The following is a 15,017-nucleotide window of genomic DNA, read 5'->3' as shown; positions in this document are numbered from 1 at the left end:
CTTTTGAAAACAATTTTTAATACCTTTTTCATTGCCTTTTTACTTTTAACTTCCTTTGCACTAACAGCACAGGAAAGCCCATATAATTCAGGACAAAAATATACGATAGCAGAAATTGTTGTTTCTGGGGACACAAATTTCAGTGAAGCCACAATTATTACGTTTTCGGGTTTAAGAAAAGGTGAGGTTATAGCCATCCCAGGAGAGCGTATTAGTGAAGCTCTTAAAAAACTTTGGGGTTCCAATCTTTTTAGCAATATTGATATTTACCTAACCAAAACAGTAGGTGATACGGCATATTTGGAGATTAGTCTTCAAGATTTGCCTGAGTTGAACAATTTAGAGATTAGAGGCGTCAAGAAAGGAAAAAAGGACGCCATCATAAAGGACAACAAACTTAATAAAGGCGTTAAAGTCACTGAAAACCTCATTACTACAACAAAAAACTACCTGACTGACAAGTATAGAAAAGAAGGTTTCTATAATACCAAAGTATCGGTGACCACCTCTTTTTTAAATGATTCCATTGAAAAGAGCAGAGTCAATATGTTGGTTGACATTCAAAAAAATGACAAGGTAAAAATTAAGGATATTGACTTTATTGGCAATGAGAAACTTAGCGATAAACAGCTGAGAAAAGCCATGAAAGACACGAAACAAAAGAATTTTTTACGTTTCTTAAAGCGATCAAAATACGTTAAGGCCACCTATAAGGAAGATTTAGTTAAAGTAGTGGACAAATACAAAGAGAACGGCTATAGAGATGCTCGGGTTATTTCTGACTCTATTTACAATAATCCTGACGGCACCATTTCCATTGCCATTAAAGTAGAAGAAGGCGAAAAATATACTTTCGGAAAAATTGCCTTTGTTGGAAACACTATATTTAATGATCAACTCTTGGCCGGCCTTTTAGGTATTCAGCCTGGAGACACTTATAATGGTGTGGAACTAAAAAAGAGAATTGCAGACGATTCTAGACCAGATGCCCAAGATATAACCACTTTATATCAAGATAGTGGTTATTTATTTTCAACTATCAATCCGGTGGAGATAAGTGCTGATGGAAATGTTATCGATATGGAAATCCGTATTTCTGAAGGTAAACCTGCTTACTTTAATAATGTATCCGTAGTCGGGAATGATAAAACCAATGACCGCGTTATCTATAGAGAATTAAGAACACGTCCAGGGCAGCTGTACAGCAAAACTGCTGTGGTAAGAACAGTAAGGGAACTTGGTCAATTAGGTTTCTTTGATGCGCAACAATTGAGCCCAAATTTCAAAAACGCGAATCCTAATGAGGGCACTTTAGATATGGAATACTCCGTCGTCGAAAAAGGTTCCAGCCAAATTGAACTTCAAGGTGGTTATGGTGGCGGTGGCTTTATTGGAACTTTAGGTTTATCGTTCAATAACTTTGCAATTAAAGACATTTTCAAACGCGAAGCGTATAAGCCAGTACCTACAGGAGATGGACAAAGCTTAGCATTGCGATTGCAGGCCAGTCGTTTTTACCAAACCTATAGTTTCTCCTTTACAGAGCCTTGGTTAGGAGGTAAGCGCCCGGTCCAATTTTCAACCTCATTGTCACACACTAAGCAGTTTTTATACGATCCGAGAACGAGAGATGCCGATAAGAGTAAACGTTTTAACATCACAGGTCTTACTGTTGGCCTCGCCAAACGCTTGACACGTCCTGACGATTATTTCACTCTTTCGCAGGCAGTAAGTTTTCAGCATTATGATTTACAGAATTACAACACTGGCCTCTTTACCTTTGGTGATGGATATTCTCAAAACTTATCATATACAATTGGCTTGAGCAGAGATAATACCCATACAGATCCAATTTATCCAACTGGAGGATCTCGTTTTTCTGTAACGGCTAAATTCTCTCCTCCATATTCAATGTTTAATAATGTGGATTATACCGCCTTAAAAGACGAAAGAGCGGCATTGGACCCTGCCAATCCTGATGACTATGCACGGATGGGAGAAATTGATCAAGAGCGGTACAAATGGTTGGAGTTCTATAAAGTTAAATTCAAAGGCGATTGGTACACTAAGGTTGTAGACAAACTAGTGATCAAAACAGGATTGGAATTTGGTTTTCTTGGCGCCTATAATCAAGATAGAGGTGTGATTCCTTTTGAACGCTTTTTCGTTGGTGGAGATGGTTTAGGAAACTATTCATTGGATGGTAGAGAATCTATCGCCTTAAGAGGGTATCCAAACCAATCCTTATCCTCACAAGATGGAGGAACGATTTACAATAAATTTTCATTAGAAGTTCGTTATCCAATCACTTTGGGTGCACAAGCCAAAATTTATGCGCTTAGTTTTGTGGAAGGTGGTAACTCTTTTGATAATTTCAAGGATTATAACCCCTTTGAACTTAAACGTTCAGCTGGTGTAGGATTACGTATTTTCATGCCTGCATTTGGTTTGTTAGGTATTGACTTTGGGTATGGATTTGATTCTTTACCTGGGCAAAACTCACCTAACGGATGGGAAACCCACTTTATTATTGGTCAGCAGTTTTAAGTTTGGCACGGTATTTTCTAAGGATACTTTGACGATTTAGTTGAAGTGTTAAAATTTTTTAGAATATATTTCGTTTATTTGAAAAATATTACGCTGATCAGACAGAGTTGTTTAGTTAATCTGTCGTTTTAGAATTTATAGCGTGATCAATAAATGATAAAATATAAACAGATGAAACATAAAGTTCTTTTTTTAATGGCAGTCATAAGTCTATTGAGCTTTACTTCAAACGCACAACGTGGCGTAAGAATAGGTTATATTGACACTGAATATATTTTGCAGAATGTTCCAGAATACCAAGAAGCAACCGCGCAGTTGGACACTAAGGTTTTACAGTGGAAATCTGACGTAGAGCAGCGTATGGCAGAAATGGCTCAAAAAAAATTACAACTCAACAATGAGCGTGTCCTCTTAACCCAAGAACTTTATGAAGAACGTTTTGAAGACATTACTTTTGAGGAAAAGGAAATTTTAGATTATCAGCAAAAACGTTTTGGTCCAAACGGCGATTTAATGATCCAAAAACAACAGCTGATCCAACCCATCCAAGATCAGATATTTGCCGCAGTACAAGAAATTGCAAGCAGCAACGAGTATGATTTTATTTTTGATAAATCTGCAGATGTAGTGATGTTGTATTCCGCAGAACGTTTTGACATAAGTGAAAGGGTTTTAAGAACGATCACCAGATCTTCTAAGCGGACGCAAGCTCAAACTAAATCAGAGCGGCGAGCTGCTGCAGATGAAGACGTTGTGCCAATTGTCAACGAAGAGCTCGATGCGCGCGAAGAAGCTATAGAGGAGAAAAAGGCACTGCGTTTAAGTGCTGCCGAAGCGAGAAGAGCGGAACAGCAAGCTACAAGAGATTCGATAAAAGCTGATGTTGATGCCAGACGTCAAAAAATACTGGACGACAGAGCGAAAGCGAAGGCTGAAAGAGAAAACAAAAATAATCCGACGGACAGTACTTCAGTAAAATCTGAAGAAAAAGCCAAAACCGCTGGAGATAGTACAAAAAAGACCCCAGCACAAATTGCTGAAGAAAAAAAACAGCAACAAATAAGCGATCGTGAGGCTAGACAAAAAGAACTTGACGAACGCAGGAAGAAAATATTAGAAGAACGACAGAAAGCTAAAGAAGAACGGGAAGCTCAAAAAAAGGCTAAAGATTCCGTTCCAGAAAAATAATAACCAAAAACAATTATTAATTATAACACGTAATACTATTTTGAAAATGAAACATTTTAAGACCCTTTTATTTGCAGGACTACTTTTTATTGGAGCAACAAGCATCTCTAATGCCCAAAGTAAAATCGCTCATATCAACACGCAAGAACTTATTAAAGCAATGCCAGCAATGAAAAGTGCACAGGCAGAATTAGAAAAATTGCAAAAAACATACGAGACTGAAATTCAAACTATGGCGACTGAACTTCAAAATAAAATGAAGCAGTACCAAGCTGAAGTTGAAAGCAAAACTGACGAAGAGAATGCTAAAAGATCTCAAGAAGTACAAGGTATGCAACAAAGTATCCGTGAGTACCAAACTACAGCACAACAAGATCTTCAAAAGAAAGAATTTGATTTGTTGAAACCAATTACAGATAAAGCTGAAGCTTCCATTAAAAAAGTTTCAAAAGCACAAGGTTTTAACTATGTTCTAGATTCTTCACCAGGTTCTGGTGTGATTTTAGCTGAAGGGAAAGACCTAATGGCTGACGTTAAAAAAGATTTAGGATTCTAGGAATTCATATCACATCACTAAAATTTTGTAAGGAAAGCTGCTTTTAATAAGCGGCTTTCCTATTTTTGTACTATGAGCATACAACCTATTGGGATATTTGATTCGGGCGTTGGTGGCACTTCTGTTTTTAAGGAGATCAAGGCCTTGCTTCCGCACGAACACACCATCTATTTGGCCGATAGTTTTAATGCACCCTATGGAGGCAAATCCAAGAAGGAGATTATCGATTTAAGCGTTAAAAACACGGAGTTGCTCATTCAAAAAGGTTGCAAGCTTATTGTTGTAGCGTGCAATACCGCTACAACCAACGCCATATCTGTTTTAAGAGACGCTTTTGACATTCGCTTTATTGGTATTGAACCTGCCATTAAACCTGCCGCCTTGAGCACGCAAACAAAAGCAATAGGCATTTTGGCCACCAAGGGAACCTTGAGCAGTGAATTATTTCATAAAACCACTGATCTATATAGCCACGGAATCAAAGTAATTGAACAGGTTGGCGAAGGGATTGTCTCTCTTATTGAGGAAGGAAAAACGGACAGCGAAGACATGACAGTATTGTTGCAAACCTATCTCAAACCCATGATTGCAGCCGATATTGATTATTTGGTTTTAGGCTGTACACACTACCCTTACCTCATCCCCCTGTTATTGGAAATGTTACCAAATCACGTCAAAATCATCGATTCTGGGCAAGCGGTTGCACGACAGACCAAAGCGGTTTTGGAACAGCATCATCTTTTAAATACGCAAACCTTAATTGGCAATAGCCAATTCTATACCAATGGCAACGTTGATGTTATGAAGGATATTTTAGACGGACACTATGATGTTGAACATTTGATGTTTTAGACCATTTTTTGATTTACACACTTAATGAAACAGCGCCTATTTCTTATTCGTCTTTAAACCAACTGGAATACTTTATATAATTATCCGCAATTCGATTAATTTCTCCTGAAATCAAATCGGCACTAATATCCTTCACTTTTTTAGCTGGTACTCCTGCATAAATACTACCTGATTCAATTCTTGTGTTTTTGGTCACTACAGCTCCAGCAGCAATAATGCTATTGCTTTCTATAATACAATCATCCATTACTATGCTGCCCATACCAATCAGGACATTATCGTGAACAGTACAGCCGTGTACAATGGCATTATGGCCAATGGAAACGTTGTTGCCAATAGTGGTTGGCGATTTTAGATACGTGGCATGGATGACCGCTCCATCTTGGATATTCACCTTATTGCCTATTTTAATATAATGCACATCCCCTCTAATGACGGCATTGAACCACACACTGCATTGGGTTCCTATGGTGACTTCACCGACGATCGTGGCATTTTCTGCGATATAGCAGTCGTCTGCTATTTGTGGATGTTTTCCGTTTACTGTTTTTATAATTGGCATGTTGCTGGTTTCAGATTTAGACTTTCAGGTTCAATTTAAGGTGAAGTTATCTAAAATAAGATAATAATTCTGATTTTTTGGAAGCAGACACCATTATCTGTTTGCCATTGCTCAGCTCAACACTACCACCCTTTCCCTTTATATATTTTACAACTTCACTTACATTCACCAAATACGATTTATGAACTCTAGCGAAACCGGAATCCAATAAGGCATCCTCAAAATATTTTAAGGTTTTGCTGACCAATTTTTTCTTATTGGTATTCAGATAAATCTCAGTGTAATTATCATCGGCTTTACAATACAAAATATCCTCAGTATTCAAAACTTCAAATCCATCTAGGGTAGGAATGGATATTTTGCCCTCCACACTCTTTGTTCTTGAAACCAAAACGCGATTTTGTAATGCCTCTTCCTTGGCTCTGATTTCCGTAACATAATCCACGGCCTTAATCAACTCATCAATTGAAATAGGTTTCATCAAATAATAAGAAGCATGCGCATTTAAAGCATCTATTGCATAATGATTGTAGGCGGTCACAAAAACAGTTTCAAAATTGATATCGCCCACCTTATCCAACAAATCGAAAGCATTGCCATAGGGCATTTCTACATCAAGAAATACCAAATCCAAATCGTGGTTTCGAATTAGCACTAAGGCTTCATCAACATTTGCTGCTTGTCCAAGTACCTCCACATTCGGACAGTATTTTTTAAGGTAATTTTTTAAAATTTCCCTACTGGTTGGTTCGTCTTCTACAATGATTGATCTTAATTTCATAAGCATGTGGTTAGAAGTTGGAAGCACGAAGTTAGGAGATAAAATCTCTTTTAACTTTAATACGTCAACTTTGTTATTTCTTCATTTTCATTGAAATATGCTGTAAACACTAATTTAGACGGAAAGCACCATGCAAATCCTCACTCTTTTTTATTTCATGCATCGATATCACATTAAAAGCTTCATTCTTCGTGCTCCCATTTTCTCACTCCGAGCTTCATGCTTCCGTCTTTTAGTCCTTTTTTAACGTCACCACCACTTTAGTCCCCACATCTTCCGCTTCCTGAAAATCATCTACAAATACATCAACTTTATCTTTATACATGTCATTCAAAATCGCAACACGTTTCTTAATATTGCCCATTCCTTTGGAGTTTTGCTTCTTTTGGTGTTCCGTTTTTAAAGCTTTGGAGCGTATTCTTCCAATCCCATCATCAGCGATAGTAATGGTGATTTCGTTGTCATTTTTTTTAGTTATACTAATATCTAAATGGCCCTTTCCTAATTTATAGCGCAAGCCATGCCACACGGCATTTTCAATATACGGCTGTAAAAGCATTGGCGGAATTTGGTATTCATCAATCTTTATGGATTCCTCTATCGTGATCTCGTAATCAAACTTATCCTGAAATCTGAAGTGCTCCAGCTTAGTGTAAAGTTCCAAGAGCTCAATCTCCTTTTTTAAAGAGATAAAATCTTCATCGCTATTTTCTAGCACAGCCCGCATCAACTGTGAAAAATCAGATAGGTATTTATTGGCGGTACGTTCATCATTGGACGCAATAAAGCTGTTCACTGAGTTCAATGCATTAAAGATAAAATGTGGATTCATTTGGCTCCTTAATGATTTTAAGGCCAGTAAATTATTGGCCAAACGTTGCTGCTTAATGTATTTGTACATAAAATAGGCGGTCACCAGCAAAAGCAAAACACCGCCAATAAGCGAGTAAATAATCAGTTCTTGGCGTTTGTTACGTTCTGTGGTGAGTTGGAAGAGGCTTTCAGAGAGCTTTTTATCACTCTCTAAGGTGGTGATGCGGTTTTGAGTTTCTGTAATATTTTTACTGAAACGTGCTGCTTGCGATAGTTCTTGCTCCTTTTTAATGTAAAGCTCATCTACCACTTCGGTATACGCCTTATAGGTATCTAAAGCCATTTTATAATCGCCAGAATCATAATAAACATCAGACAATTTGCGCGTGGCATCCTTTTTAACGATGAGATCTTCTTTTTTGCTGGCTTCTTTGATGCTTTTCTCTAAATACGGAATGGCATTGCCATAATCTTTTTGGGCAAAGTAGGCACTCCCTATTTTATAGTTTTGTTTTTGCGAGGTCAGCGCACTTTCATTATCAATCTCCGCTTCCATTTCAATAGCTTCGATATCCTTCAGAGCTTCCTTGCGCATTTCAATTTCATCGTCATACAATCTATTGGTGCTTTGAAAATCGGCCACCGTGATTTTCTCCTTAACGGATCGTGTTTTATTTTCTTTATTGGCGAGACTCAACGCATTATCAAAATAATCTTGTGCTTGATTGGTCTTTCCTGAAACATTATAAGTTTGTGCGATCTTTGAGTTGAGATCGGTAATTTTTGGTTTGAGCAAATGTTTTTGAGCTACTGCCAATCCTTTTTTATAATTGTCAATAGCATTTGCATAGTCCTTTATCGCGGAATATGTATCACCCAAACCCTCGTATAGACCAGTTAATTGCCAATTGGAAAGCGTTGCCGTATCCAGTGCTCTGTAAACGGAAATACTTTCTTGGTAACTTTTATTGTTTCTATAAGCTTCCGCCAATTTTAGGTTAACGTCGTTTGAAGCCAAATTCTGAATGCTAATTTGGTAATTGGATACTGCAAGGTCATACTGCTTCCAATGCTTGTAAACATCCCCCAAAACCTCATAGGCATCGGCATTTTCTTTAGAAGAACTACTTTGCAGTAAGGCTTCGGTAAGAAACTCAATACTTTTTTCAGCATCCTTCTTTTGATAAGCGACTGCTGAATCAATAAGAGCATTAAAATTTTGAATGTTTCTTTTATATTTTGACCTAGAGACACGCTCTTTAAACGCAGGCTTCACATCCACCAATATCCGTTCATCATTTTGAATGGTATAATACACAGTTTCAAAATCTTTATGACGGATGACCAATTCATCACCTTTTTTTACTTGGATACGGAATTCTCCATCACTTCCAGTTACAGTATATGCGCCGCCATTAACTTCGACATTAACTTTTGAAATAGGTTTGTAAGTATCACTTTCTCGCACTGAACCTCTGACAGTAAATCTGGGTGCTTCCTTTTGGATATCATTTTTCTGTGCCTGTATATTTTGGGTTAAAATACACAAAATGATGATCGCACCATATTTAATTATTGCTCGCATATTCTTTTATCACGGAATAAACTTACTCGTTTTAATCGAGTTATTAAAATGAAGAATTTAAAACTCAAAGCGATTTCTAGTGAAAAAGGATCGATCACTAATCTAGAACGCCGGTTCACTTATCCGAAGTGGCATCACCCTCATTCTTCCTTTTTATACCAGAAAGTTACAAATAGCTTTACATCATCAATTAAAAAAAAAACACTATGAAAACAATTCTAAAAACAATGGTATTGGGGTTATTCCTTTTTGTATTATTAACCTGTAATGCCAACTCAAAAAAGTCTACATCTTCTGACTTGGCGATGGTTGAAAATACAATCGAACATGATAACGAACAATTCATCAAAGTAGCTTTGCTCTTGGATACTTCCAACAGTATGGACGGACTTATCGATCAGGCCAAAGCCCAACTTTGGGAAATAGTGAACGAGCTTTCTTATGCCAAATGCAACGACACCAAACCCAATCTACAAATTGCACTTTATGAATATGGTAATGACGGCCTCAACGGCAAGGAAGGATTTTTACGTCAAGTATTGGCTTTTAGCAGCGACTTGGACGAGATCTCCAAACAATTGTTTTCATTATCCACGAACGGGGGTAATGAATATTGCGGACAGGTCATTCTGACTTCACTGAAACAATTGCATTGGGGAAACAATCCAAACGATCTGAAACTCATTTTTATTGCAGGAAACGAGCCCTTTACTCAAGGAAAAGTGAGTTATAAAGAGGCCACTAAATTGGCCGTTGATAAAAATGTCACTGTGAACACCATTTTTTGTGGAGATTATAACCAAGGTATTTCTAGCTATTGGAAAGATGGTGCTGATTTAGGAAAGGGCAATTATATGGCCATCAATCACAATCATCACACCACTTATGTAGCCTCTCCTTTTGATGATCAAATATTGCAATTGAACCAAAAGCTCAATCAAACTTATGTGGCTTATGGAAGTGCAGGGCGTCAAAAAATGAGTTTACAATCAGAACAGGACGCTAATGCTCAAGAATACAATAGCGCGAACGCGGTGAGTAGAACGGTAAGCAAAAGTTCACATCTCTATAAAAATGATTCATGGGATTTAGTGGATGCTCACAACAGCAATTCCTTCAAATACGAAGATCTAAAGGATAGTGACTTACCATCTGAACTAAAAGAAAAATCCACGGAAGAAATTAAAGCCTATGTGACGCAGAAGAGTGAGGAGCGCAGTGTGATCCAGAAGAATATTCAAAATTTAAACGAAAAACGAAGAACCTATATTCTCCAACAACAAAAAGAAGAAAACAACGGCTTAGAAAACGCCATGATCAATGCGATCAAGACACAGGCACAACTGAAACATTATTCATGGGAATAAATAGCGATGATGGATTGGTATTAAGTATTTAGAATGAAGACATAAAAAACAAGATATAAAGAAGCTTAAAATTTCACAAACAAATTGATCCAAATGAAAACTGAGAACTTAATTAATAGCGGGACATGCGCAGTCATATTTCTTTTTTCGACAATTAAAATTGTAGCCCAAAGTTAATTGATGAAAGCCACCATTATTGAAAACTACAGAGTTTGCTTGATAGGAATATGTGTAGGCAAAAACAAAGTTTTTATAATCAACACCCAAAAAAGGAGTGAAATATTGTAGATTCTGACTGCTTACACCTGCTCCATTTTCAAATTCAGCGCCGTCCAAACTTCTTTTGTAAGAAATACCTCCCCATAGTTTTCCAAAATCCATGTCTTTGTATACCTTGGCATTAATATCAATTGACGATTCTTTAGTGGCATCTCTATATAAAAATAAAATGGAAGGCTCATAGCTCCACTCGCTTCCTAATTTTCTAAAGACATTTCCGGCACTAAACAATAAGGTTCTTAAATTATCATATTTAAAAATACCATTGGCGTTAGAATTGATGCCATCATTGTTCAGGACGTTTTTAACAGTGGCATGGGCATAAAAGTTGATAAAATGGTAAGAGAAGCCAAAATCGATATTTAAATTGGTTGCACTTTGCGCTATTCCAGAAATGAGAGGGTCAAAGCCCTCATCCAAGAATGTGGTTTCATCCAATTTATATTGAATCGCTCCTGCACTTATTCCAAAGGATAGCATATTTAAATCAATCTCATTTCGGGAAAATAATAAGTGATGGGCGTAAGTAAGATAGGCACCTGTTTGGGAATGGTATCCATTTTTATCATTATAGACAATGGCTCCAACCGCCGATTGGGATTCCCCAATACGACTGTTAATGCTAAAAGTTTGCAATGCTGGCGCATTATCCTGACCAAACCATTGTTTACGCGCCGTTAATCTAATCTTGGCACAATTTGCTACGCCTGCCATTGATGGGTGGATCAAATAATAATTATCGGTCAGATAATCAGAATATATTGGTAATCCTTCTTGAGCTTGACTAAGCTTTACGGTAATTAATACAAATGCGATTAAACAAAACGTCCTAAATTTCATATTTCTTATCTTTTCTCAGAAAAGTGAGCTTAGTTTCTCTATGACCTACTGATCTTTTAGGAATACTTTGTAGGTGGAAAGTACGGGGCCAACATCTTCAAAATAAAGCACTACTCACAATAAAGCTATCTGAGGTCTATATGTTTGAGCAGACTTTTATATCTGTCAAATATATAAATTTTTGTGCTTTGTAGCTCATCTCGGCCAACAATCTTACTTGTGTCTCGTTTATACTTACTTCGAAAGCGCCCATGAGCTCATTTTATGCTAAATGTCGCCACTATTTAGTGAATGTAATCAACACCTCTATCCTCTGGTCCATAAAACTGAATGTAAGAATACTCAACGCAAACCGATACGAAAAGCAATATAACCAAACCCTAAAGATCACATCACTGAAAATAATTTAAATAGAAAGTAAAAAATACAGCTTGAAAAAGATTATAGCAATCTTACATGAATTTCAAAAAGAGCAACTTTACCCCTTTAGTTTTGCTATTTTTGCATAAAGAAAAGAACCCATGGAAAAGACCACAATCTCAATACAAAAAACGAGTAATCCGACCATACTAAAATTTGAAGCCGACAAGTTTTTAACCAATCATGAAAGTTTTGAATTTAGGAATATTGATGAAGCCAAAAACTCGCCATTGGCACAACAGCTTTTTTATCTTCCATTTATAAAAAAGGTATATATTTCTGGAAATTTTATTGCCCTAGAACGCTATGATATTGTGGAATGGGAAGATGTACAACAGGAAGTTTCTGAACAAATAGAAGACTATATTAATGCTGGCAAACCAGTTGTAACTGAAGAGAAACTAACAAAGAAAATCCCAATTACCATTTATGCGGAAAGCACTCCAAACCCTTCAGTTTTAAAGTTCATGGCCAATAAGAGATTAGTAGCAACTTCCTACGAGTTTGTTTCTTTAGAAGATACCAAGTATTCACCATTAGCTACAGAATTATTCCATTTACCTTTTGTTAAAAGTGTGTTTTTTGATGAGAATTTTATTTCTATCACCAAATATGATGTTGCAGATTGGAGCGAGATTACAATGGAATTAAGAGATTTCCTCAGACAATACATAGAAAGTGAAAAGGACATTGTTTTGGAAAATGCTCCGAAATCAGTTAGCAAACCAGAACAGAAAAAGGAGAAGACTTATGAAAATCAGGATGATATTTCAAAGGAAATCATAACCATCCTTGATGAATATGTGAAGCCAGCTGTAGCTAGTGATGGAGGAAATATTGAATTCCGTTCTTATAATCCTGAGACCAAAAAAGTAATGGTCGTTTTGCAAGGCGCCTGCAGTGGTTGTCCATCTTCAACCTACACGTTGAAAAACGGCATAGAGAATATGCTTAAGGAAATGCTTAAGGACGCGGAACTGACTGTAGAGGCCATTAATGGTTAGTTTTAAATTATTTTTCATACCTTTAAAGGAATAGGTAAATAATTAATTTAAAAACAGAAATATGTCAGTATTAAAAGTTGTAGAAATATTAGCTAACTCAGATAAAAGTTGGGAAGACGCCGCAAGAAATGGTGTTCAACACGCTTCCAAGACAATCAAGAATATTAAGTCTGTATATTTAAAAGATCAAAGTATCACCGTTAAAGACAATGAATTATCACAATTTAGGGTCACCCTAAAAATCACATTTCAAGTCGATTAAATTTAAAAAATAGCGCCTTAAAAAGCGCTATTCTTTTATCTATAGGTAGCTTGCCTATAGTTCTCATTATTCCATTCGCTGTGGAGCATTTCTATTTCCTTATTTTAGAAATGTTCCCATAAACAAATCCAAGAGATATTCAAATTTTAGAACTTGAGCAGAAGGTATCCATAAGTAAAAAAAAAAATCGAGCCCCTATCAAAGTTTCTTATCACCAATTTTTAGCTCATGGGTTGGTATACATTGGTGCTGAACAGGCCAAAATTTTATTCTTTTGTTCTTGATTGTTTTTACTGATATCGAAAGCGCTTTTTAAATTGAAAAAAATGTAATTTTTTTATATCCAATCTTCCATTACCTAATGCCTTTCAATTGCTCATCTTATAAGAAAGCAGACATGTAATTTTTTATTTCTTTTGATAATTGATAACTTTACATCTTAACGTTATTAAAAGTAAAATTTATGGAAGTACAAGAATGGATTGACAAAGGTTATGAATTGATCATAGACTTTGGACCAAGAGTATTATTGGCCATCTTAATATGGTTTATCGGGTCTTGGGTAATTAAAATTCTCTTGAAAGGAGTCACAAAAGCCATGGATCGAGGCAATTATGACATCAGTCTTAAAAAATTCCTTTTAAACCTTTTAAATTGGGCCTTTAAGATCATTCTTATTGTTGTAGTCCTTGGAACTGTTGGTATTGAGACAACTTCCTTTGCCGCCATATTAGCCGCCGCAGGTTTGGCCCTTGGTTTAGCATTACAAGGCTCCTTGGCAAATTTTGCTGGTGGCGTTTTGATTTTGATCATCAAGCCTTTTAAAATTGGTGATTTTATTGGTGCCCAGGGTGTAGAGGGAACAGTTAAGGAGATTTCAATATTTAACACCCAATTATTGACCTTCGGCAATCAGCTTGCCATACTACCTAATGGTAAATTATCCAATGATAATATTATTAATTACTCATCTGAAGGCATACGTAAGGATGCCATTACCTTTGGCATCAGTTATGATAGTGACATAAAACTTACCCGTGACATTATTTTGAAATTGGTCAATGAGCAACCAGAAGTAATGCAGGACGAAGGCAAGCAGCCAATGATGGTTGTGACAGAATTGGCCGATAGCTCTGTGAACCTTTCGTTACGTTTTTGGGCTAAAAATGAAGACTTCTGGGCTTTACATTGGAAATTCCTAGAGGAAGGTAAGATACGATTGGAAGCTGCGGGTATAGTTATACCATACCCACAACACGACGTACATATAATCAAGGAATCTTAATGTTTGGTTCCCATAAAGTCCTTTAAATAAAAAGGTTCAAAATAGGCGACATTTTCAATGTCGCTTTTTTTGTATTTATCATCTGCCAATGGGCCCATTTCTTTGGCGGAAGGAAGTTTGTTTTCAATAAAAATGGCGTTGGGATGTACAATGATTTGCTTTGTTTTTTCCACACCACTCCCAATAAAATAAACGTTACCTGCCTCTAGATAGTCTTCAAAGCTGTGTTCATCTAAAATTTGAGCCTCAATCGCTCTCATCGGTTTGTGTTCGTGATCATACACGGCAGCATAAACTTCCATCCTGCGGGCGTCGATCATTGGTACAATACACCCAGAGTCTATCTGTACCTGATGTGACAAGGCCTTTAACGTGTCTATAGACACCAATGGCTTATCTAAAGCGAAACACAAACCCTTTGCTGCAGAAACTCCAATACGCAATCCTGTGTAAGAGCCAGGACCTTTACTAACGGCAACAGCGTCGATATCATGTGGTTCCAACTTTGCTTCTTTTAGTACCGCTTCGATGAATAGATGTAGAGATTCTGCATGGGAATAATTAGAGTTATAATCTTCCTTTAAAACCAAAATCTCTCCTTCCTTAGAAAGAGAGACTGAACAATTGGTTGTTGCTGTTTCAATATTGAGTATGTACGACACCGTTACTATTTTTA

General features: G+C 36.8%; 13 protein-coding genes. 8 read left to right on the top strand and 5 right to left on the bottom strand.

What is annotated here, in order from left to right; translation table 11 throughout:
• The first annotated feature begins 3 nt into the window (after positions 1-3).
• The 4 genes from G525_RS0108075 to murI all read left to right on the top strand — a co-directional run bounded on the left by G525_RS0108075 (position 4) and on the right by murI (position 5,143).
• Positions 4-2,547 (top strand): BamA/OMP85 family outer membrane protein, encoded by a 2,544-nt coding sequence (locus G525_RS0108075; RefSeq protein ID WP_245577752.1) that lies wholly within the window; start codon positions 4-6, stop codon positions 2,545-2,547.
• 171 nt (positions 2,548-2,718) lie between these two features.
• Complete coding sequence (locus G525_RS0108070; RefSeq protein ID WP_027125716.1) at positions 2,719-3,735, top strand: OmpH family outer membrane protein; 1,017 nt, start codon at positions 2,719-2,721, stop codon at positions 3,733-3,735.
• Between the two features lie 46 nt (positions 3,736-3,781).
• Positions 3,782-4,291 (top strand): OmpH/Skp family outer membrane protein, encoded by a 510-nt coding sequence (locus G525_RS0108065; RefSeq protein ID WP_027125715.1) that lies wholly within the window; start codon positions 3,782-3,784, stop codon positions 4,289-4,291.
• A 72-nt stretch (positions 4,292-4,363) separates the two neighbouring features.
• Positions 4,364-5,143: a glutamate racemase gene (gene murI, locus G525_RS0108060; protein ID WP_027125714.1), complete on the top strand. Its 780-nt coding sequence runs from the start codon at positions 4,364-4,366 to the stop codon at positions 5,141-5,143.
• Between the two features lie 43 nt (positions 5,144-5,186).
• Here murI and G525_RS0108055 read toward each other — a convergent pair whose 3' ends face one another.
• The 3 genes from G525_RS0108055 to G525_RS0108045 form a co-directional block, all read right to left on the bottom strand.
• Entirely contained in the window at positions 5,187-5,705 is a 519-nt protein-coding gene (locus G525_RS0108055) for a gamma carbonic anhydrase family protein (protein WP_027125713.1), read from the bottom strand.
• A gap of 46 nt (positions 5,706-5,751) precedes the next feature.
• Positions 5,752-6,486 carry a LytR/AlgR family response regulator transcription factor gene (locus G525_RS0108050; RefSeq protein WP_027125712.1) on the bottom strand — a complete coding sequence of 245 codons (735 nt, stop codon included), beginning with the start codon at positions 6,484-6,486 and terminating at the stop codon, positions 5,752-5,754.
• A 232-nt stretch (positions 6,487-6,718) separates the two neighbouring features.
• Entirely contained in the window at positions 6,719-8,884 is a 2,166-nt protein-coding gene (locus G525_RS0108045; RefSeq protein WP_027125711.1) for a histidine kinase, read from the bottom strand.
• Positions 8,885-9,090: 206 nt separating this feature from the next.
• On the opposite strand from G525_RS0108045, the gene G525_RS0108040 reads away from it, so the two are divergent.
• Positions 9,091-10,251: a vWA domain-containing protein gene (locus tag G525_RS0108040; RefSeq protein WP_027125710.1), complete on the top strand. Its 1,161-nt coding sequence runs from the start codon at positions 9,091-9,093 to the stop codon at positions 10,249-10,251.
• Between the two features lie 108 nt (positions 10,252-10,359).
• Here the strand turns inward: G525_RS0108040 and G525_RS0108035 are convergent, their stop codons facing one another.
• Complete coding sequence (locus tag G525_RS0108035) at positions 10,360-11,370, bottom strand: PorP/SprF family type IX secretion system membrane protein (RefSeq protein ID WP_027125709.1); 1,011 nt, start codon at positions 11,368-11,370, stop codon at positions 10,360-10,362.
• Between the two features lie 521 nt (positions 11,371-11,891).
• Here G525_RS0108035 and G525_RS0108030 point away from each other — a divergent pair.
• The 3 genes from G525_RS0108030 to G525_RS0108020 all read left to right on the top strand — a co-directional run bounded on the left by G525_RS0108030 (position 11,892) and on the right by G525_RS0108020 (position 14,341).
• Positions 11,892-12,794 carry a NifU family protein gene (locus tag G525_RS0108030; protein ID WP_027125708.1) on the top strand — a complete coding sequence of 301 codons (903 nt, stop codon included), beginning with the start codon at positions 11,892-11,894 and terminating at the stop codon, positions 12,792-12,794.
• Between the two features lie 61 nt (positions 12,795-12,855).
• The gene (locus G525_RS0108025) at positions 12,856-13,056 is read left to right on the top strand and encodes a dodecin family protein (RefSeq protein WP_027125707.1); all 201 of its coding nucleotides are present in this window, start codon (positions 12,856-12,858) and stop codon (positions 13,054-13,056) included.
• Positions 13,057-13,519: 463 nt separating this feature from the next.
• The gene (locus G525_RS0108020; protein WP_027125706.1) at positions 13,520-14,341 is read left to right on the top strand and encodes a mechanosensitive ion channel family protein; all 822 of its coding nucleotides are present in this window, start codon (positions 13,520-13,522) and stop codon (positions 14,339-14,341) included.
• Here the strand turns inward: G525_RS0108020 and tsaB are convergent.
• A complete protein-coding gene (gene tsaB / locus G525_RS0108015; protein ID WP_027125705.1) occupies positions 14,338-15,003 on the bottom strand; it encodes a tRNA (adenosine(37)-N6)-threonylcarbamoyltransferase complex dimerization subunit type 1 TsaB in 666 nt (221 codons plus the stop codon). The genes G525_RS0108020 and tsaB overlap by 4 nt on opposite strands.
• Positions 15,004-15,017: the final 14 nt, after the last annotated feature.

The organism is Gelidibacter mesophilus DSM 14095 (assembly GCF_000423005.1).
In the GTDB taxonomy this organism is placed as follows: Bacteria; Bacteroidota; Bacteroidia; order Flavobacteriales; family Flavobacteriaceae; genus Gelidibacter; species Gelidibacter mesophilus.
Note: the sequence above shows the minus strand (reverse complement) of the source record. Positions and strands in the feature narration are given on the sequence as shown.